We start from the raw sequence: 18877 nt of genomic DNA, 5'->3' as shown, positions 1-18877 counted from the left end.
TGGCTTTAATTCAGTATGTGTTCAAGATGTAGTAATAGGAAAAGAAAGTTTAATTGGTGCAAACTCACTTGTTTTGTCAGAAACTAAAGAGTTTTCTAAAAACATCGGTTCACCGGCAAAACAGATTTGTTTACATCAGGATTCAGGAATTATATTAAAATGAAAAAAGTGGCCATTGTCCAATCAAACTACATTCCTTGGAAAGGATATTTTGACCTTATTAATTCTGTAGATGAATTTATTCTTTATGATGATGCTCAGTATACAAGACGAGACTGGCGCAACAGAAATAAAATTATGACATCACAAGGTGTACAGTGGTTAACTATTCCTGTAAACCAAGTAGATTTTGAGCAGAAAATAATCGATACTACTGTGTCAGATAAAAGTTGGTCGAAAAAACATTGGAAGAGCATTACTCAAAACTACTCTAAAGCAACTTTTTTCGAGGAGTACCGAAGAGAGATTGAGAATTTATACATGGACTGCCAAGAAGACAAGCTAAGTAATATAAACTATAACTTTATAACTACTATTAACAAGATTTTAGGCATCAAAACGAAAATACGTTGGTCCGGTGAATTTGAATTAGTCGAAGGTAAAACGATGAAGTTGCTCGATATCTGTAAGCAGTGTGGAGCAGATACCTACTTAAGCGGTCCTGCAGCAAAAGATTACTTTGATATGGAGCTTGCAAAAGAAGTTGGCATAAAAGTAGAGTGGATGGACTACTCAGGCTATCCAGATTATAGACAGCTTCATAAGCCTTTTGAGCACGGCGTCACAGTCTTGGACCTGATTTTTAATGAAGGTCCAAACGCAGTTAGTTTTATGAAAACCTTTAATAAATGATTATCTTTAATACGCTTATTTTTCGATAACAAGAATTATGCTAGTCACTCTTTGTGAACTCATATTTTTAAAGTTGGATTTCTAGAGCTACATTTATCCCATGGTAAACAGGCGCGTTTCAATTTTTCGTCATGTTTTTTTGTATACTAATATCAAACATACCAAGTTTTGATGTCGTTGCTGAAGTGGGCAATTCTATATTTATAGAATCGCTTTGATTATCATGTGAGGAGCATCTTCTGGTATTTGTTTGAAGACATTATTGTAGATAGAGCATTTATTATTACTGAGCATTATTTAGATGTTCATAGCGAGACGTTTAACAAATTGAACGTGTGTCATCAAAATTTAAGTAGAAACTTTAGAAGAGTGTAAATATGATTCCCTTTAATACCCCGCCGTACACAGGTGATGAAGATCAATTTGTACTGGACGCAATGCGTGGAGCAAAGCTGTGTGGTGATGGCCCGTACGCTTTGAAATGTCAGAAATGGTTCGAGCAGCAATTAGGATGCCCTAAAACTCTGTTGACACCGTCTTGTACTCACGCTTTAGAGCTTGCATCTATTCTCTTAGATATTGAGCCAGGTGACGAGGTCATAATGCCAAGTTACACTTTCGTCAGCACAGCCAACCCATTTGTGTTGCGAGGAGCAAAAATAGTTTTTGTGGATATCCGTCCTGATACTATGAATATTAATGAGGGGCTGATCGAAAGCGCTATTACGAAGAAAACCAAAGCAATAGTTCCAGTACATTACGCAGGCGTAAGCTGTGATATGGATGCTATAATGCAACTTGCTGATAAATATAATCTTTTCGTAATTGAGGACGCTGCCCAAGCGTTTTATGCGTTTTACAAAAACACACCTGTTGGTACTCGTGGCCACATGGCTGCATTTAGTTTTCATGAAACAAAAAATATCACAAGTGGCGGTGAGGGCGGGCTGCTAGTTATTAACGATGAGCGCTTTATTCACCGTGCCGAAATAATTAGAGAGAAGGGGACAAATCGTAGTCAGTTCTTCAGAGGTATGGTTGATAAATATACTTGGGTTGATGTTGGTAGCAGCTACTTGCCTTCGGAAATACAAGCAGCGTATTTATATAGCCAACTTTTGAACGTCGAGAAAATTCAAACTAAACGTAAAGATATATGGAATAAATATCATAAAGGGCTACAAACACTTGCTGAAAGGAATGTCATAACGCTACCAACTATCCCTGAGGAGTGCAGTAACAACGCACACATGTTTTATTTGAAAGTAAGTAATCTAGATCAGCGATCTCAGCTACTAAGCTATCTTAAGGATTGTGGGGTTTTAGCTGTGTTCCATTATGTGCCTTTGCATTCGTCTATGGCGGGTAAAAGCTTTGGCGATTTCGTCGGTAACGACGATTTCACAACAACAGAGAGTGATAGGTTAGTTCGTTTGCCACTTTATTATGGTATGAGTAGCGATGATTGCAAAAAAGTGATTAGAGCCGTCTTGGATTTTTTTTCACAACAAATAACTTAAAAACATAACAAATGAAATGGCCTTATATTAGATGTGTATATAAATGACTAAAAAGATTTTACATATTGCTAGTAGTACTAAATTTATATTTCCATTTATAAACTTAGTTAACGAGCGTTTTAGCCCAGTTGATCATGAGTTTTTGCTTACGACTGATCTTGCAGAAGATGAAGTGGTTTATAGTGAAAATGTTAAATTATTTTTAGTCAATACTCTTTTCTTAAGAATTAAGTACCATTTAGTTTTAGTTATGAAAATGCATCAAGCTGATAGAGTTCTTTTGCATGGTTTATTTAGTTTTCGTTTAGTTCAAATCCTATTTTTCACTCCGTGGTTACTGAAAAAATGTTATTGGATCATCTGGGGAGGTGATCTTTATTCTCGTGGTGTGGGAGTAAAAAACTGGAGGTGGAAAATCAGAGAATTTTTCCGCGGCTCCGTGATTAGAAATATGGGGCATTTAGTAACCTACATCAGAGGTGATGTTGAGTTAGCGAGAGACTGGTACAGTGCAAAAGGTCAGTACCATGAATGCTTAATGTACCAGAGTAATTTGTATAAATTTTATGAAATACCTGAAAAGAACCGTAGTGTAATAAATATCCAAATAGGGAATTCTGCAGACCCAACTAATAATCATATTGATGTCTTTGAGAAGCTCTTACCTTTTAAAGATGATGCCATTTGTATATACGTGCCACTATCTTACGGCTCCAAGTTATATGCTGAAAAGGTGATCGCTCTGGGCACGGAACTATTTGGTGACAAGTTTAGACCCATTACCGAGATAATGTCTTTTGACAATTATTTAGAGTTTTTGGGTTCTATAGATATTGCAATTTTTAATCATAAGCGACAGCAAGCAATGGGTAATACTATCACCTTACTGGGTTTGGGTAAGACTGTTTATTTGCGAAGCGATACAACTCAATGGGCGCTGTTCAAGGAAAAAAATATAACAGTTCGAGACGTAGTAGATTTTAAAGAATTGGATTTTTGTTTTAATAAACATAATGTTGATATGGTCGAAAAATATTTTTCTATGGAAAATTATCACAGGCAGCTTGATTCTTTATTTGATTAAATAGTTGTTATCTTCAGTATTGGTCAGTTCTTCTATAGGTTTCGAAAGTTATGATTTTTAAGATGATTCAGTAAAAGTATGAATTTAAAAAAAATAGGTGCTTTTGCACTTGGCCCGATCGGTGCTGCTTTTCTTGGTCTTATAACTGTCCCAGTATTGGCATGGACGTTTAGCATGGAAGATATTGGACGCCTCAATGTTCTTAATGTGGCTGTCTCATTTGCTTTACTTGTATCAGTTTTGGGTTTAGATCAGGCTTATGTCAGGGACTATTATGAAACAGATAATAAGTCGATGTTGCTTAAAACCTGTTTTGTCCCTGGTTTTTTGTTTTTACTACTGGGTACCGTTGTTACAGCCCCATTTTCAAAAGATATAGCACTTTTTATGTATGGTGAGGCTAAATCAGAGTTCTTTTGGATAACCCTTTATTGTGTTATTGCTGCTTTTGTCTCCAGATTTCTGTCCCTTATTTTACGTATGCAAGAACGTGGTTTGGCTTACTCTATGAGTCAACTAATCCCGAAATTGGTGATGCTATTAGCCGTCTGTTCCATAGCTTTTGCTGGTATGAGTAGAGAATTTTTAAATTTACAACTGGCTTTTTTGATTTCAACGTCAACGGTGCTTGTTACATGTGTGTGGAACACCCGGAGCGAATGGCTTAGCGCTGTCGAAAGTAAAACTGATTCTGCCTCTACCACGTCGCTATTGAGATTTGGTGTGCCCCTCGTATTTTCTGGTGTTATATATTGGGGATTAATTGCGACAAGTACTTTAACATTAAGAATTTATGCACCTTTATCAGAACTTGGTTTGTATTCTATTACTGCCAGTTTTGCAGCTGTTGCCGGCGTTTTCCAGTCTATTTTCACTGTGATTTGGGCCCCAACTGTTTACAGGTGGCAAGCAGAAAACGTGGATATGGCCAGAGTATATTCGGTAAGTAATCAAGTATTAATGGCTATGTGCGTGGTTTGTGCTTTATGCGGAATGCTATCATGGATCACAGACTATTTACTGCCCGCTGAATATTCATCAGTTAAGTATCTGCTACTCGGCTCACTAATACCACCTTTGATGTATACTTTGTCAGAAGTCACATCCATTGGTATTGGCATAACCAAGCGAACTCATCTCACTATTTGGGTAACATTAACAGCGTTCATTACTAATGTTGTCATTAGTACTTTGTTAGTTCCATTGTTTGGCGCTGCCGGTGCGATAATTAGTAACGCAATCGCGTATGTTATATTCTTTATAATGAGAACTGAATTTTCTTTTTCGGTCTGGAGAGTATTTCCTAGGTTCAGAATGTATAGCTTTGTGCTTTTGCTGCTTGGCAGCTCTTTACTAACTATATTTTTAGGAGACTACTACACATATGGGTATCTCGGTGTCTGGTTTATTGTACTCTTCGCTACTCTGGTATGCTTCAAGTCTGATATCCGATATTTATGGCATGAAATAAAACCAAAAATTCGATGACTTTTTAGTTATATAGAAAGCTATAAAAAGTAGAGAATATAGTTTTTTCTTAACAGGTAAAATCATATTAGTAGCGAGTGTTCTATGCTCGCATTGCGAATAAGGTCATTCGGTGCTTTATGACAGAAAACGGTAGAATTAATACGCTAGTGCTTGGTTTGGAGCACTTTATAGATAAGGTTGGTTATCAAGCCGCTGAATACATGAAAAATGGTATCAGTGTAAAATATCTCGTCAGTGATAAGAGTCAGAGTAGTATGCTTTATGCTGAGAAATATTCTGCAGACATAGAAGTTCTACCCGTAAATAAGTTTTCAGCAACAGTTAGGTGTTTAAGTCAACTCCTAAAGCTAAAACCAAAATTTGTTGAACTTTACGATACCGGTAATATGTTTATCATATATACAATACTTTGTTTCATCTTGAAGATAAAGCTGATTGTTATCTATCGTGGCGGGGAGTTGCAAAGGAGTCAGGGGAGAAGGTTTAGCCTAAATTACCTTAAGCACCTTTTTGCAACTAAGGCAGCATTTAGGGTAATAGCCAAAGAGAAAAATATAATAGAAGAGTATAAAAAAAATGGATTTCCTTCGGATAAATTAAGGTATTTATATAATTGCGTGCCATTTGATTCGGAGCTAGGCCAGAGTACTAAACGCGATATTGATATTCTATTTTTAAACAGTATCAGGAAACAGCGAAATGTTTCATTCTTAGTTGATGTTATTGATGCGGTACGCAAGCACAGACCCGGAATAAAAGTAGTTATAGCCGGGTTTAACTCTTTGGATGATAGAAGCCTTAGTTTTGACCTTACAGAGGAAGAGCATGTAATTCAAAAAATTAAAGATAAAGGTTTGTTAAACGTTGTAGAAACGTTAGGTTTTGTAAAGAATCCTGTTGATTATCACATTCGAAGTAAGTTGTTTTTATTTCCTGCTGATATTGTATTCGCTAATTACTCATTACTTGAAAGTATGGCTTGTGGTTGTGTGCCTATCGTGTCGAATGGTGAAGGAGCAGAGCTTATCGTCACAGAGCTAGAAGGCAGTAGAATTGATCTTGACATTGACTTATGGGCCAAGGTTATTGTTAATTATTTGGATAACGGCTCTCTACTTGAGCAGAAATCTGCACAAAGCAGGCACAAGATAGCTAACGAATTCTCTATAAACGCATGGTTTGAGAACATGATGAAATTAAGACAGGATTAAACCAGATGCGCCTGAGCTCGACTTATACACACCAGAAAAGTATAAACATATACACTTTTGCTGTCGCTTCTGTCGGCTTCTCTGCGTTTACCTTTTCTACTCTAATCCCCAGCCATTTTGCGTACATGGCTGTAGCTTTTTGTTTATGCTGGAGCGGGCTTTTACTGTTAAAAAATGGATTTTTAGAGAAAAAAATATTTTATTTTCTTACCTGCTTTATCCTCCCTTTTTTGGTGAGTTTGATAAGTTTACCATTTGCTATGGTCAACGAAATGCATAGGTTTGATTATTCTCAGCTATCAATACTGGGTAGGCTGGTCAACATTTTTGTATTTTTTATGTTGATTCTTTCTATCCATCAGTTTTCGAAAGATCAGAACAGATTATTGCTATTTAAGTGGTATCAAATTGGTATCTTTATGTTGTTGTTGACAGCACTTTGGCATGCAGTTTCTCTATATACAGGCTTGGTTAGTTGGCCATTCGAGACAAGATCGAATCTTCATAGCGCTTATGGCAATGAATACTCTTTCACAGACAGGGTAACAGGAATAGCCAGGGAACCAAGTTTTTTTGTCATGTATGTAGTCGACTATATCGCTTTGTCATTTGTTTTTTTCACTGGATTTCGTAAACTTATAGCAATATTTTTAGCATGTTTACTAATGGTTTTGTCTCTTTCTCCGTCTGGTTATATTGTATTGTTTTTATGTTTTTCACTTTCTTACCTTTTTAGTAGGGTAGATATCAATGATGGAAAACGAATAGCCGGATTTTTGGTTTTATCTGCAACAATGATATTGGCTTTAATTTTACTTTTGAAGACTGAAAATCCTTTTTTCGAGTATATCCTCAATAGGGTAACTAATGTTGATCCGAATAACAGCGGTCGATTATTTATGCTACTCGGTCCTTTAGAATGGATCAAAGACTCATCTCTTTTCAATTTTATTTTTGGGCATGGTATGAAGTCTTATGCGATCATTGGTACCAGTATTGCGTTGCCAAACGGTGAACCAGTTCATGTTACATCTAATAATCTGTATATCGACGTTTTCTGGGAAGCCGGTATCATCGGTTTGATATTACTTTTAGCGTATTTTTTATTTGTTTTTCTTAAAATATTTAAAATAAAATTCAGCGGCGCGCAAAGATTCACTACTTTTTTCGTGTTCTTTGATTTGGTTTTTTCTGCGGTCTTTAGAGCTGACTATGCTTCATTACGATTCTTTTTGATGCTTTTCTTATTGTTTATATTACTAAACTATGATCTTGGCCTAGAGCAAGACAAACACTTGGCTGGTTTACGATGAGTAAAATTGCTGTATTAATACCTACCTATCGCCCCGGAACTTATTTAGAGGAATGCTTACGCTGTTTTGAAAGCCAGACCTTAAGTAAAGAATACTTTCATGTTTATATTGCACTTAATGGTCCATCGACTGGATATAAAGAATATATAGATTCACTTGTATCACGTTTCACTTTTAATCTAACATATAGTTATATAGAGCACGCTGGCGTGTCACTGGCACGCAATTTTCTTATTGATAATTCGGTAAGTGACTATATAACTTTTGTTGATGATGATGATTTAGTCAGTGAGAATTATCTTGAAGAACTTTTGGCTGTTGCAGATGAGCAGTTTATCGGCATAAGTAACGTCAAGAACTTTGAAGATGATTTGACTAATACGACCAGCAATTATATAGGTAGTTGTTATGAGAGTTTATCAAGGGTTGAGAAATCGCTTTTTAGATCTAGGCAGTTTTATTCTTCTCCTTGTGCAAAATTAATCCATCGTTCACTGATATCTGAAAACAGATTTAAAGTTGGTTTAGCGTTAGGCGAGGACTCACTTTTCATGTCTGAGTTGTCTAATCGAGTATCCGGTGTCGTAAAAGCCAGTAATAATCCTACGTATTTTGTAAGACAGCGAGTTGGTTCTGCAACAAGAAAAAAGTTAAACAGAATCCTTGAGATTAAAAGAATTTCTTATCTAGTGTTGACGTACATTAAGATGCTTGTTTCTTTCAGATACAACTTATTATTCATTTTGACAAGGATTTTGGCTACGTTAATGCATTTTAGGCGCATATTATAAATCGTGTTCGATTTTTAGGTGCGCTGGATTTTTTTGCTATTTGTTGCATCGACTTTTTGCTTAGATTTTAATTAAGGCTACTTATTTTGAAGATTATTTATTTACATCAATATTTTACGACGCCAAGTATGAGTGGGGGTACTCGCTCTTATGAGATGGCAAGACGTTTAGTTGCAGCAGGGCACGAAGTTCACATCATAACTAGCTGGCGCGACTACACTGAACACGAAAGTTGGTTTTATGAGAATATAGATGGTATTCATGTCCACTGGTTACCCGTCGAATATTCTAATAAAATGAGCTTTACCCGCCGTATAGTAGCTTTTTTTAGTTATGCATTTCGTGCTGGTAAAAAAGCAATACAGGTAGGTGGTGATCTCGTCTTCGCTACGAGCACTCCACTTACCGTAGCTATTCCAGGTGTTCAGGTCTCAAAAAAGTTAAAGGTACCTATGGTATTTGAAGTCAGAGACTTGTGGCCAGAATTGCCTATCGCTGTTGGCGCTCTTAAAAATCCTATTTCTAAGTTTTTAGCTTATCAATTAGAAAAGTTTGCATATCGTAACTCAAACCATATAGTTGCGTTATCTCCGGGGATGGCTGACGGTGTCCTACGTACGGGTTTTCCAGCTTCTAAAATTTCAGTAATACCGAATAGTGCGGACCTTGATTTATTTTCATCGGATGAAGGTAAAGCTAGAGAGTTTCGAAAAGCTCGACCTGAATTAGGGGATAGTCAGATAGTTTTATATGCAGGAACTCTTGGGCTGATAAATGGGGTCACATACTTCGCGGAACTTGCTGCGGCAACAGTTAAGATCAAGCCAGATGTGAAGTTTGTGCTTATTGGTGCTGGTATGGAATGGGATAAAGTTAAGGCTAGGGCCGAGGAGTTAGACATTATAGATAATAATTTTTTTATGTACCCTTCCTTACCCAAAACGCAATTAGTTGGCGCATTTGCAGCAGCTTCAGTTTCAACTTCATTATTTGTTGATTTGAAACCAATGGAAGCAAATTCTGCAAATAAGTTTTTTGATACTTTGGCTTCAGGTACTCCAATTGCTATCAATTACGGTGGATGGCAGGTTCCTTTATTAGAAGAAAATAAGGCAGGGATTAGGCTCGACAGAGACATCTGTAAGGCTGCAAAGCAGTTATCAGACTTATTGTCAGATGACGTAACGTTATCGTTGATGGCAAAAAATGCAAGAGTGTTGGCAGAGGAGCAGTTTTCACGAGACATATTAGCATCAAAACTTGAGCAAGTTCTGAAAAACACCTTGATAGCGGAGAGTGGGAATGAAGCGAATTTTTGATATTGTTGCCAGCTTTTTAGCAATAATACTTTTATCCCCTTTCATCATTTTAGTAGGGTGTCTTATTCGGATTAAGCTAGGTAAACCAGTTTTTTTTATGCAAGAGAGACCTGGTTTAGCTGGTAAGAGTTTTAATCTTATAAAATTCCGGTCAATGCTCAATTTAACAGACAAAAACGGCGTTCCGTTGAGTGATGCGCGAAGATTAACTCGATTCGGTAAGATATTACGCTCTACCAGTGTGGATGAGTTACCAGGATTATGGAACGTTTTGAAAGGCGATATGAGTTTAGTCGGGCCTAGACCTTTATTGGTGGAATATCTCCCTCTTTACTCAGAGCAACAAGCTCGCAGACACGAAGTTCGTCCAGGAATAACTGGATGGGCGCAGGTAAACGGAAGAAATGCTATTAGTTGGGAAGAGAAGTTTGAAATGGACGTCTGGTATGTAGACAATAGGACTTTTTGGTTAGATCTGAAAATTATATTCTTAACGATAAAAAAGGTTTTTTTACGAAAGGATATTTCTGCTGTTGGTGAGGCTACAGTCTCAAAATTCACCGGAAGCTATAAAAATTGAAAACATTATCAATTTTAGGTGCGAGTGGTCATGGAAATGTTATAGCCGATGCCGCGAGGACAACAGGTGTTTGGAAAGAGATTGTGTTTTTTGATGATGCTTGGCCGCTAAAGAGGAAAATTGGTCAATCTGACATAATAGGATGTAGTAAGTCTATGTTAGAATTGGACCCCAATAAAACGGATGTATTTGTGGCCATTGGCAATAATGCAATTAGGTTATCAAAACAGAGGGCTTTAGAGCAAGCTGGATATTCCGTAGCATCCGTGGTTCACTCAGCTGCGATTGTATCAGATACAGCTATTTTGGGACGTGGCGTAGTGGTCATGGCCGGTGCAGTTGTTAACGCCGGGGCTGTCTTAGGTTGCTCTGTAATTGTCAACTCTTTAGCGGTAGTCGAGCATGACTGTATTCTCGCTGATGGAGTTCATATTAGTCCTGGAGCCCGTTTGGCTGGGGGCGTTAAGGTTGGAGAATTAAGTTGGGTTGGTATCGGTGCTTCAATTATCCAACTTAAAACAGTTGGAAAAAATGTAACTATCGGTGCTAACGCAGCTGTGGTGACAGATATTCCTGATGATGTTGTTGCTGTTGGTGTTCCTGCAAAAGTTATCAGACATTTATGTGATTAGGGTTAAGTTAAATATATGTTAAACACGAAGTTTTCACCTTGGCCAAGTTTTACACAAGAAGAAGCAAACGCAGTTAGTGATGTCATTTTATCCAACAAAGTCAATTATTGGACCGGGACGGAATGTCGGGAGTTTGAAAAGGAGTTTGCGACATGGGTCGGCACAAAGTATGCCGTTGCCTTAAGCAACGGAACGCTTGCACTTGACGTTGCTTTAAAAGCACTCGGTATTGGTCCTGGCGATGATGTTATAGTGACACCCAGAACCTTCTTAGCGTCCGCTTCAACTGTTGTGACTGCTGGTGCCAATCCCATATTCGCTGATGTTGATTTGAATAGCCAGAATATTACAGCAAGTTCTATCGAGGCCGTTCTCACGCCAAATACAAAAGCTGTGATCGTGGTTCATTTGGCAGGTATGCCAGCAGATATGGACCCCATTATGGCTCTTGCAGAGAGAAAAGGATTCAAGGTAATCGAAGATTGTGCCCAGGCTCATGGCGCTAGATATAAAGGAAGGTCTGTTGGTTCAATCGGTCATGTTGGAGCATGGTCGTTTTGTCAAGACAAGATAATGACTACTGGCGGAGAAGGGGGAATGGTTACAACGAATGATGAATCTTTATGGTCCTTTATGTGGTCATATAAAGACCATGGTAAGAGCTTTGATTCTGTCTATAACAAGCAGCATCCTCCAGGTTTTAGATGGATTCATGATAGCTTTGGAACCAACTGGCGAATGCTAGAAGTTCAGGCTGCTATAGGTCGCATTCAACTCAAATATATGCCTAGTTGGTCACGTAAGCGTCGTGAAAATGCTCGTCTTTTAGATGATGCAGTGAGTAATTTTCAATCGCTAAGAAAAGTGAATGTTCCAGACGGCGTCGAGCATGCCGAATATAAACATTATTTTTTTGTTAGAGAAGAAAATATTGCGGACGGGTGGTCAAGAGACAAGATTATTGATGAAATAGTTTCAAGGGGGGTTCCATGTTACCAAGGTAGTTGTTCAGAAGTTTATCTTGAGAAAGCTTTTGATGGAACCGTTTGGAGACCCAAGCATCGCTTACCTAATGCTAAGCGACTGGGTGAAACAAGTATAATGATGTTAGTTCATCCTACTTTGACTGTTAAAGAAATAGAAAAAAGCTGTTCCGTTCTGCAAGAGGTAATGAGTTTAGCAACTAAATAAATTTCTTTATATATTAGTTGCTTTACATTTGAATCTGATATCTTTATCAGTTGGCTTCTTTATTAGTTAGTCGTTGTATATAAGGGCATTTATGTTGAACTTGAAAATAGCAATAGCTGGCACTGGCTATGTCGGTCTATCAAACGCTATGCTGTTAGCACAACATCATCAGGTAGTAGCTGTTGATATTGTGGATTGGAAGGTTGAACTGCTTAACAATCAAAAATCTCCGATTGAAGATAAAGAGATCTCTGACTTTCTGCAAAATAAGGCTCTTCATTTCACTGCTACTCTTGATAAAAATTTGGCCTACGAAGGCGCGGATTTTGTCATTATTGCAACCCCAACAGACTATGATCCTGAAACCAATTACTTTAATACAAAAAGCGTAGAAGCAGTAATTAGTGACGTAATGAGTATTAACCCAAACGCGGTGATGGTCATTAAATCTACAGTCCCTGTGGGTTATACAGCTGCCGCGCGTGAAAGATTTGGTACGAGTAATCTTATTTTTTCGCCGGAGTTTTTGCGTGAAGGACGTGCTTTATACGACAATTTATATCCATCCCGTATTATTGTCGGCGAACGTTCTGAGCGCGCTGAACAGTTTGCCGGGTTATTGAAACAAGGGGCTATTAAACAAGATGTGGCTGTTTTGTTTACCGATAGTACAGAAGCGGAAGCAATCAAATTATTTTCTAACACTTATTTAGCTATGCGTGTAGCCTACTTTAATGAGCTGGATAGCTATGCAGAGAGCCATGGTTTAGATTCCCGTCAAATTATAGAAGGGGTGGGCTTAGATCCCCGAATTGGCAGTCATTACAATAATCCCAGTTTTGGATATGGTGGATATTGCCTGCCTAAAGATACAAAGCAACTATTGGCTAATTATCGCAATGTCCCGAACAATATGATACAAGCCATAGTAGATGCTAACCGTACCCGCAAGGATTTTATTGCCGATTCAATAATGCGTAAAAATCCAGAGGTAGTAGGTATCTATCGTCTTGTTATGAAGTCAGGGTCTGATAATTTCCGTGCTTCTGCCATTCAAGGCATTATGAAACGCTTAAAAGCCAAAGGGATTGAAGTTGTTATTTACGAGCCTGAGTTAAAAGAAGCTACTTTTTTTAATTCCAAAGTATTAACTAATCTGGACGAGTTTAAACGCTGCTCTGATGTTATTGTGGCAAACAGGCGTAGCCCTGCATTAGAAGATGTAGAATCTAAAGTATATACCCGTGATTTATTTGGAAGTGACTAACAAGGAATAGTGAGACGTGACAATTAAAAAAGCTGTAATACCAGTAGCTGGCTTAGGCACTCGCATGTTGCCAGCCACTAAAGCTATTCCGAAAGAAATGTTGCCTTTAGTAGATAAACCGTTAATTCAGTATGTGGTTAATGAATGTATAGCAGCAGGTATAAAACAGATCGTTTTAGTTACCCATTCGTCTAAAAACTCAATAGAAAACCACTTTGACAAAAGTTTTGAACTGGAATCTATTCTGGAAAAAAGGGTGAAACGTCAGTTACTGGAAGATGTAAAAAATATATGTCCGAAAGACGTAACTATTATGCATGTGCGGCAGGGCGAAGCTAAGGGCTTAGGCCATGCTGTGCTTTGTGCTTTGCCTGTCGTAGGGGAAGAGCCTTTTGCGGTTGTTTTACCCGACGTATTAATTGATGAATACGATAGCAACCTGAAAAAAGATAATTTGGCCGAAATGGTGCAGTTATTCGAACACACAGGCCACAGCCAGGTAATGGTTGAGCCAGTGCCTATGCAAAACGTAAGCTCCTATGGTGTAGCTGATGTGACTGGGCATCAGATGCAAGCCGGTGATTCTAAACAAATGACAGCAGTTGTTGAAAAACCTGTAGTTGAAGATGCTCCTTCTAACTTAGCTGTCGTAGGGCGTTACGTATTTTCTGCAGATATTTGGCCTTTATTAAAGCGTACCCCGGTTGGTGCAGGTGATGAAATTCAGTTAACAGATGCTATCGCTATGCTAATGCAGCAGCAGCAGGTTAATGCCTATCACATTCGTGGTCGCAGCCATGATTGTGGCAATAAACTCGGTTATATTTCAGCCTTTGTTGAATATGCTTTACGTGATAAAGAGTTAGGTAGTGATGTGAAAGCCCGTTTAGCAGCCTTGCTCGGTTGATAATCGCTTTTCGAATAATGCCAGGCTCGTTCACGAGCCTGTTTTAGTTTCTGAAGGCAGGTTGCAAAGTGTAATAACAAAACTTGTTGTGTGATCTGTGAGGTTCTTTTTGAATAAATTATCGTCCAAAATGCTTTATCAGTTTTTTAAACCTATGATGGGCTTGCATCGCAATACTAAGCGTCTTGTTTCTATGCTGGCAGATGGCTGTATTCTTTTTACTGCTTGGCTCGGTGCTTATTATTTGCGTTTTGATAGCCTTGCTGTCCTGGCAGACGAAGCTTTTGTACTTAGTTTTTTAGCTGTCGCCTTTTTAACTTTAGTAGTGTTCAGTCTGTTTGGTTTATATAGGGCCGTAGTTCGTTATATTGGTTTACGTTCTATGTTGGCTATAGCCTCCGGAACTATCATTTCTGGTTTGTTGCTGCGTATGGTCACAGACGCAAATGCAGTTTTATACAGTGTTTCGGTTAATTTGAACTACGTATTTTTTTCCTTTGTCGGTATAGGTGGTAGCCGCTTATTACTGCGGGAGATTGTCTCTGTAGGTGGGCGTCACGCCCATCATAAAGTACTTATTTACGGAGCTGGCGCAAGTGGCAGGCAGCTACTTTTGGCGTTAGCCAGTAGTGTCGAGTACAGAGCCGTTGCCTTCGTTGACGATGACCCCTCGCTTAAAGGTGTCATGATTAAAGATGTAAAAGTGTATTCTCCTGACTGCATTAAAGAGGTTGTTACCAAGTATGGAATTAGCAAAATTCTGTTGGCTGTGCCTTCGGCGACCCGAACTATCAGAGCTGAGCTGATCCAAAGTTTAGAGCCCTTAGGATTACCTGTATTAACAATCCCGGGGATGGCCGACCTTGTCGACGGCAAAATGAAAATTGACGAGTTACAGGATGTAAAGATAGAAGATTTATTAGGGCGTGATGCCGTTACTCCTATTCCATCTTTGTTAACTGCCAATATCACTGGCAAAGTAGTAATGGTGACAGGTGCCGGGGGGTCCATAGGTTCTGAATTATGCCGGCAAATCATTCTGCAATCTCCGTTAAAACTGGTGTTGTTTGAAGCCTCCGAGTTCTCGCTGTACGAAATAGATAAAGAATTAAGTAGCACTATAACTAACCGTCAGTTAGATGTTCAGCTTATTCCAACCTTAGGTACTGTACTCGACCAGCAGCGCTTACAGGGCATAATGCAAAGTTACCAGGTGCATACTGTATACCATGCTGCCGCTTATAAACACGTGCCTCTAGTTGAGTTTAATGTAATAGAAGGGTTACGTAATAACTTGTTTGGGACCTGGCATACCGCTGAGGCCGCTATTGCTTCAGGTGTTGAAACCTTTGTGCTGATTTCAACCGATAAAGCGGTGCGCCCAACTAATGTGATGGGTACAACCAAAAGATTAGCCGAGCTTACGTTACAAGCTCTGGCACAGCGCCAAAGCGCTACCCGCTTTTGTATGGTGCGTTTTGGTAACGTGCTGGGGTCATCTGGTTCGGTGGTGCCTTTGTTTCGTAAACAAATTAAAAAAGGCGGGCCTATTACCCTGACACACGAAGATATTACCCGTTATTTTATGACTATCCCTGAAGCTGCGCAGTTGGTGATCCAGGCAGGTGCTATGGGCGAAGGCGGGGATGTGTTTGTACTGGATATGGGCGAACCGGTAAAAATTTACGACCTGGCGAAAAAAATGGTGCATTTAACCGGTTTGGAAATAAAAAATAAACAACATCCTCAAGGTGACATCGAAATTAAGATCACCGGCTTGAGACCCGGCGAAAAGTTATACGAGGAATTGCTGATTGGTGAAGACGAAAAACCAACCCGTCACCCCCGTATTAAGGCTGCAAACGAAGTGTGTTTAAGCTGGGGAGAGATGCAGGCATTATTAAGTGAATTAAGTGAAGCCGCACTGAATTACGATCTGCCTAAAATAAGAACTTTAATGCTGAGTGCTCCGACAGGCTTTAACCCAACCGACGGTATTTGTGATTTGGTTTGGCAAGCTCAGGTGTTGAATAAACAATAGGCGGAAAAATCATAATCAACTAAATAACTATTAATTACTATTTGGTTGTTGTGCCGGATTAGAAAAAAATGTAATGATGCTGTAAATAGGAAACTCAAGGGACATTTTTATTCATAGAAAGTTCATTTTTAGTAGGCTAAAACTGGTAGACGCTCAAAGGCTGTCCTAAGCTGATGTTCTTAAAACCAGTCATCTAGCAATTAAAGTTGATTACTCTGTGAATGAAGAGGGAGTGAAGGTGTGACTTGGATGATGTCGCTACCCCGGGCAATGAAGCGGGGCATATCTGTTGTATCTGATGCTATTTTTCTGTTGACTGCGTTATGGTTAGCCGGCTGGCTCAGTGGTACTTTATCGCTATCTGCCGTGTTACCAGAGCATAGCCTGGGTTTAATTACCTGGCTTGTAGTTAGTCTTGTTGTGTTTTACCTCCTTGGCTTATATCGCGCTATTTTACGTTACATGGCCCCGCAAGCAGTAGCTACTGTGATTAATGGTGTTACGGTAAGCACTGTCGCTCTGGCCGTTTTGTGTTGGTTTTTACCTTTGGATGATATTTTACGGTTAACCTTATGTTTTGCCGTAATAGCTGTGCTGCTAATAGGCGGCAGTCGCTGGGGCTTTCGCAGTGCTTTGCAGCTTAAGAAACAAAAAACGAAGAGCAGAGTGTTGATCTACGGTGCCGGTTGTTCAGGCCGTCAGTTACTGTACGCTTTACAAAGTGGTGATGAATACAAACCTGTTGTTTTTGTGGATGACAACACTGAGCTACAAAAAACTACTGTGTGTGGTTTAACTGTGTTGCCTTCTGAGCTGTTGGAAAAGGCGGTGGAACGCTATCGTATTGACAGAGTGTTACTGGCTATGCCATCCGCAGGTCGTGGTCGTAAACGTGAACTGCTCGAACTATTGTCGAGATTGCCAGTGCCGGTGCAAAGTATTCCTGGCATGGCTGATTTAGTCGCTGGCCATATGAAAATAGATGACTTACAGGATATTCGAATTGAAGACCTGCTGGGTAGAGAAGTTATAGAGCCGGACCAGCATCTTCTTCAGGCCAACATTAAGCATAAAGTGGTGATGGTTACCGGGGCTGGTGGCTCTATTGGTTCAGAGTTGTGTAGGCAAATTGTTCGGTGTAAACCGGCCGTGCTGATACTGTTTGACGTGTCGGAGTTTGCTTTGTACTCAATAGAGCGTGAACTGAACGCGGTGAAACGCAGGTTTGGTTATGCTTGTGTGATCAAACCTGTACTTGGGTCTGTGCAGCAACAAAAATTATTAGAGCAGGTGATGACCAATTTCCAGGTCAATACTGTTTATCATGCCGCTGCCTATAAGCATGTACCTCTGGTTGAATACAATATGGTGGAAGGAGTTCGTAACAATGTGTTTGGTACCTGGGCTTGCGCCGAAGCGGCTATAGCCGCTAAGGTTGAACATTTTGTACTGATTTCTACAGATAAAGCGGTTCGCCCCACTAACGTGATGGGCGCTAGTAAGCGGATGGCTGAGCTGGTTTTGCAGGGTTTAGCCAGCAGGCAAAATACGACCCGGATGTGTATGGTACGTTTTGGTAATGTGCTGGGGTCGTCTGGGTCTGTAGTGCCTTTATTTGCGCAGCAAATTAAGGCAGGCGGCCCGGTAACATTAACCCATAAAGAGATTACCCGCTTTTTTATGACCATCCCTGAAGCGTCACAGTTAGTGATCCAAGCCGGTGCTATGGCAAAAGGCGGTGAAGTGTTTGTGCTGGACATGGGGGAGCCTGTGCGGATTTACGACCTGGCGAAACGTATGATTCATCTTGCAGGGCTAAAATTAAAAGATAAAGCCAATCCTGGAGGCGATATCGAAATACAGATCACGGGTTTAAGGCCAGGTGAAAAACTTTACGAAGAGCTTTTGATTGGCAATAACGAGACAAAAACAGAACACAGCAGAATAAGGGCTGCCCAGGAGCAATGTTTGTCCTGGCCTGCGACTATGCTGCTACTGAACAGTCTTGATGTGGCCTGTCAGAGTTTTGACCAACAAATGCTCAGACAAATTTTACTGGATGCTCCTACTGGTTTTGCGCCCAGTAGCGAAATTTGTGATTTGTTATTTGTCAGTAGCCTTGGCAACGCAACAGTGAAAAAAGAACTGGTGCATTAAGCTAAATGCTGTTGGCAGCTTAGTTTTCCAGCTTTATTCAGGTTGGAATCTTGTAAACGGCGGGCAAAAAAAGTGCTTGTCGGCTGTACGAAAAACCTCTATTCTTAGGGGACTTTTTTAAAAGGGATGATGTGATGAAAAAATTAAGTGTGTTAATGGCTGCTTTATTGGCCGTTTCTGGCGTTGTAACAGCTCAGGAAGAAGAGTCAAGCTCTGCAACTGGTGCTGTAACAGCTACTACTGTTGCCGCAGGTGCTGTTGCTGCTGCTGCTCTTGCTGCTGTTATTTCTAATGCCAGATCAGATAAAGCTCGTGAGTTAGAAACTGATCCAGAAGCACAATGTGTTGGTGATGATCCGCTGGTTGGTGAGTTCTGTGTAGGTACTACAGTATTTGTATCTGGTTCTACCACAACGCCAGTGACTTTTACTTACGCTCCAAACTTTATCTAAGTTAAGTCAAATAAATAAAGCCGCCTTCTGGCGGCTTTTTATTGTCCGCTTTTAATGTTTATAAATTGG

General features: G+C 39.6%; 16 protein-coding genes. All 16 read left to right on the top strand.

Going from position 1 to position 18877, the window contains the following annotated elements; translation table 11 throughout:
• The first annotated feature begins 159 nt into the window (after positions 1–159).
• Positions 160–852 carry a WbqC family protein gene (locus SD53_RS14870; protein ID WP_046520978.1) on the top strand — a complete coding sequence of 231 codons (693 nt, stop codon included), beginning with the start codon at positions 160–162 and terminating at the stop codon, positions 850–852.
• 377 nt (positions 853–1229) lie between these two features.
• Positions 1230–2372 carry a dTDP-4-amino-4,6-dideoxygalactose transaminase gene (gene rffA / locus SD53_RS14865; protein WP_046520977.1) on the top strand — a complete coding sequence of 381 codons (1143 nt, stop codon included), beginning with the start codon at positions 1230–1232 and terminating at the stop codon, positions 2370–2372.
• Positions 2373–2415: 43 nt separating this feature from the next.
• Positions 2416–3456 carry a TDP-N-acetylfucosamine:lipid II N-acetylfucosaminyltransferase family protein gene (locus tag SD53_RS14860; RefSeq protein WP_046520976.1) on the top strand — a complete coding sequence of 347 codons (1041 nt, stop codon included), beginning with the start codon at positions 2416–2418 and terminating at the stop codon, positions 3454–3456.
• A 78-nt stretch (positions 3457–3534) separates the two neighbouring features.
• A complete protein-coding gene (locus SD53_RS14855) occupies positions 3535–4944 on the top strand; it encodes a lipopolysaccharide biosynthesis protein (protein ID WP_046520975.1) in 1410 nt (469 codons plus the stop codon).
• Between the two features lie 119 nt (positions 4945–5063).
• On the top strand, positions 5064–6158 hold the full coding sequence (locus tag SD53_RS14850) for a glycosyltransferase family 4 protein (protein ID WP_046520974.1): 1095 nt from the start codon (positions 5064–5066) through the stop codon (positions 6156–6158).
• Positions 6159–6163: 5 nt separating this feature from the next.
• Positions 6164–7471: an O-antigen ligase family protein gene (locus SD53_RS14845; protein WP_046520973.1), complete on the top strand. Its 1308-nt coding sequence runs from the start codon at positions 6164–6166 to the stop codon at positions 7469–7471.
• Positions 7468–8262, top strand: a complete 795-nt coding sequence (locus SD53_RS14840) for a glycosyltransferase family 2 protein (RefSeq protein WP_046520972.1) — start codon at positions 7468–7470, stop codon at positions 8260–8262. The genes SD53_RS14845 and SD53_RS14840 overlap by 4 nt, the downstream gene beginning before the upstream one ends.
• An 86-nt stretch (positions 8263–8348) precedes the next feature.
• Positions 8349–9581 (top strand): glycosyltransferase family 4 protein, encoded by a 1233-nt coding sequence (locus tag SD53_RS14835; RefSeq protein ID WP_046520971.1) that lies wholly within the window; start codon positions 8349–8351, stop codon positions 9579–9581.
• The gene (locus SD53_RS14830) at positions 9565–10161 is read left to right on the top strand and encodes a sugar transferase (protein WP_046520970.1); all 597 of its coding nucleotides are present in this window, start codon (positions 9565–9567) and stop codon (positions 10159–10161) included. The genes SD53_RS14835 and SD53_RS14830 overlap by 17 nt, the downstream gene beginning before the upstream one ends.
• The gene (locus tag SD53_RS14825; protein ID WP_046520969.1) at positions 10158–10793 is read left to right on the top strand and encodes an acetyltransferase; all 636 of its coding nucleotides are present in this window, start codon (positions 10158–10160) and stop codon (positions 10791–10793) included. Before SD53_RS14830 ends, SD53_RS14825 begins: the two co-directional genes overlap by 4 nt.
• 15 nt (positions 10794–10808) lie before the next feature.
• On the top strand, positions 10809–11984 hold the full coding sequence (locus SD53_RS14820) for a DegT/DnrJ/EryC1/StrS family aminotransferase (RefSeq protein WP_046520968.1): 1176 nt from the start codon (positions 10809–10811) through the stop codon (positions 11982–11984).
• Between the two features lie 100 nt (positions 11985–12084).
• Positions 12085–13251 (top strand): nucleotide sugar dehydrogenase, encoded by a 1167-nt coding sequence (locus SD53_RS14815; RefSeq protein ID WP_046520983.1) that lies wholly within the window; start codon positions 12085–12087, stop codon positions 13249–13251.
• A gap of 16 nt (positions 13252–13267) precedes the next feature.
• Positions 13268–14158 carry a UTP--glucose-1-phosphate uridylyltransferase GalU gene (gene galU, locus SD53_RS14810; RefSeq protein WP_046520967.1) on the top strand — a complete coding sequence of 297 codons (891 nt, stop codon included), beginning with the start codon at positions 13268–13270 and terminating at the stop codon, positions 14156–14158.
• A 109-nt stretch (positions 14159–14267) separates the two neighbouring features.
• Positions 14268–16199, top strand: a complete 1932-nt coding sequence (locus SD53_RS14805; protein ID WP_206539950.1) for a polysaccharide biosynthesis protein — start codon at positions 14268–14270, stop codon at positions 16197–16199.
• Positions 16200–16448: 249 nt separating this feature from the next.
• Complete coding sequence (locus tag SD53_RS14800; RefSeq protein ID WP_046520965.1) at positions 16449–18356, top strand: polysaccharide biosynthesis protein; 1908 nt, start codon at positions 16449–16451, stop codon at positions 18354–18356.
• A gap of 134 nt (positions 18357–18490) precedes the next feature.
• Positions 18491–18808, top strand: a complete 318-nt coding sequence (locus SD53_RS14795; protein WP_052749401.1) for a hypothetical protein — start codon at positions 18491–18493, stop codon at positions 18806–18808.
• Positions 18809–18877: the final 69 nt, after the last annotated feature.

Origin of the sequence: Rheinheimera mesophila, assembly GCF_000986865.1 — a bacterium.
Lineage (GTDB): Bacteria > Pseudomonadota > Gammaproteobacteria > Enterobacterales > Alteromonadaceae > Pararheinheimera > Pararheinheimera mesophila.
The sequence above is the reverse complement of the archived record's forward strand: the minus strand, read 5'-3'. Positions and strand labels throughout refer to the sequence as shown.

What these genes read in the sequence shown, in the direction of transcription:
- SD53_RS14850 (WP_046520974.1), top strand. Translation starts at nt 5,064, where the DNA reads ATGACAGAAAACGGTAGAATTAATACGCTAGTGCTTGGTTTGGAGCAC.
- SD53_RS14870 (WP_046520978.1), top strand. Translation starts at nt 160, where the DNA reads ATGAAAAAAGTGGCCATTGTCCAATCAAACTACATTCCTTGGAAAGGA.
- SD53_RS14800 (WP_046520965.1), top strand. Translation starts at nt 16,449, where the DNA reads ATGATGTCGCTACCCCGGGCAATGAAGCGGGGCATATCTGTTGTATCT.
- SD53_RS14860 (WP_046520976.1), top strand. Translation starts at nt 2,416, where the DNA reads ATGACTAAAAAGATTTTACATATTGCTAGTAGTACTAAATTTATATTT.
- SD53_RS14840 (WP_046520972.1), top strand. Translation starts at nt 7,468, where the DNA reads ATGAGTAAAATTGCTGTATTAATACCTACCTATCGCCCCGGAACTTAT.
- SD53_RS14855 (WP_046520975.1), top strand. Translation starts at nt 3,535, where the DNA reads ATGAATTTAAAAAAAATAGGTGCTTTTGCACTTGGCCCGATCGGTGCT.
- SD53_RS14830 (WP_046520970.1), top strand. Translation starts at nt 9,565, where the DNA reads ATGAAGCGAATTTTTGATATTGTTGCCAGCTTTTTAGCAATAATACTT.
- SD53_RS14845 (WP_046520973.1), top strand. Translation starts at nt 6,164, where the DNA reads ATGCGCCTGAGCTCGACTTATACACACCAGAAAAGTATAAACATATAC.
- rffA (WP_046520977.1), top strand. Translation starts at nt 1,230, where the DNA reads ATGATTCCCTTTAATACCCCGCCGTACACAGGTGATGAAGATCAATTT.
- SD53_RS14820 (WP_046520968.1), top strand. Translation starts at nt 10,809, where the DNA reads ATGTTAAACACGAAGTTTTCACCTTGGCCAAGTTTTACACAAGAAGAA.
- SD53_RS14795 (WP_052749401.1), top strand. Translation starts at nt 18,491, where the DNA reads ATGAAAAAATTAAGTGTGTTAATGGCTGCTTTATTGGCCGTTTCTGGC.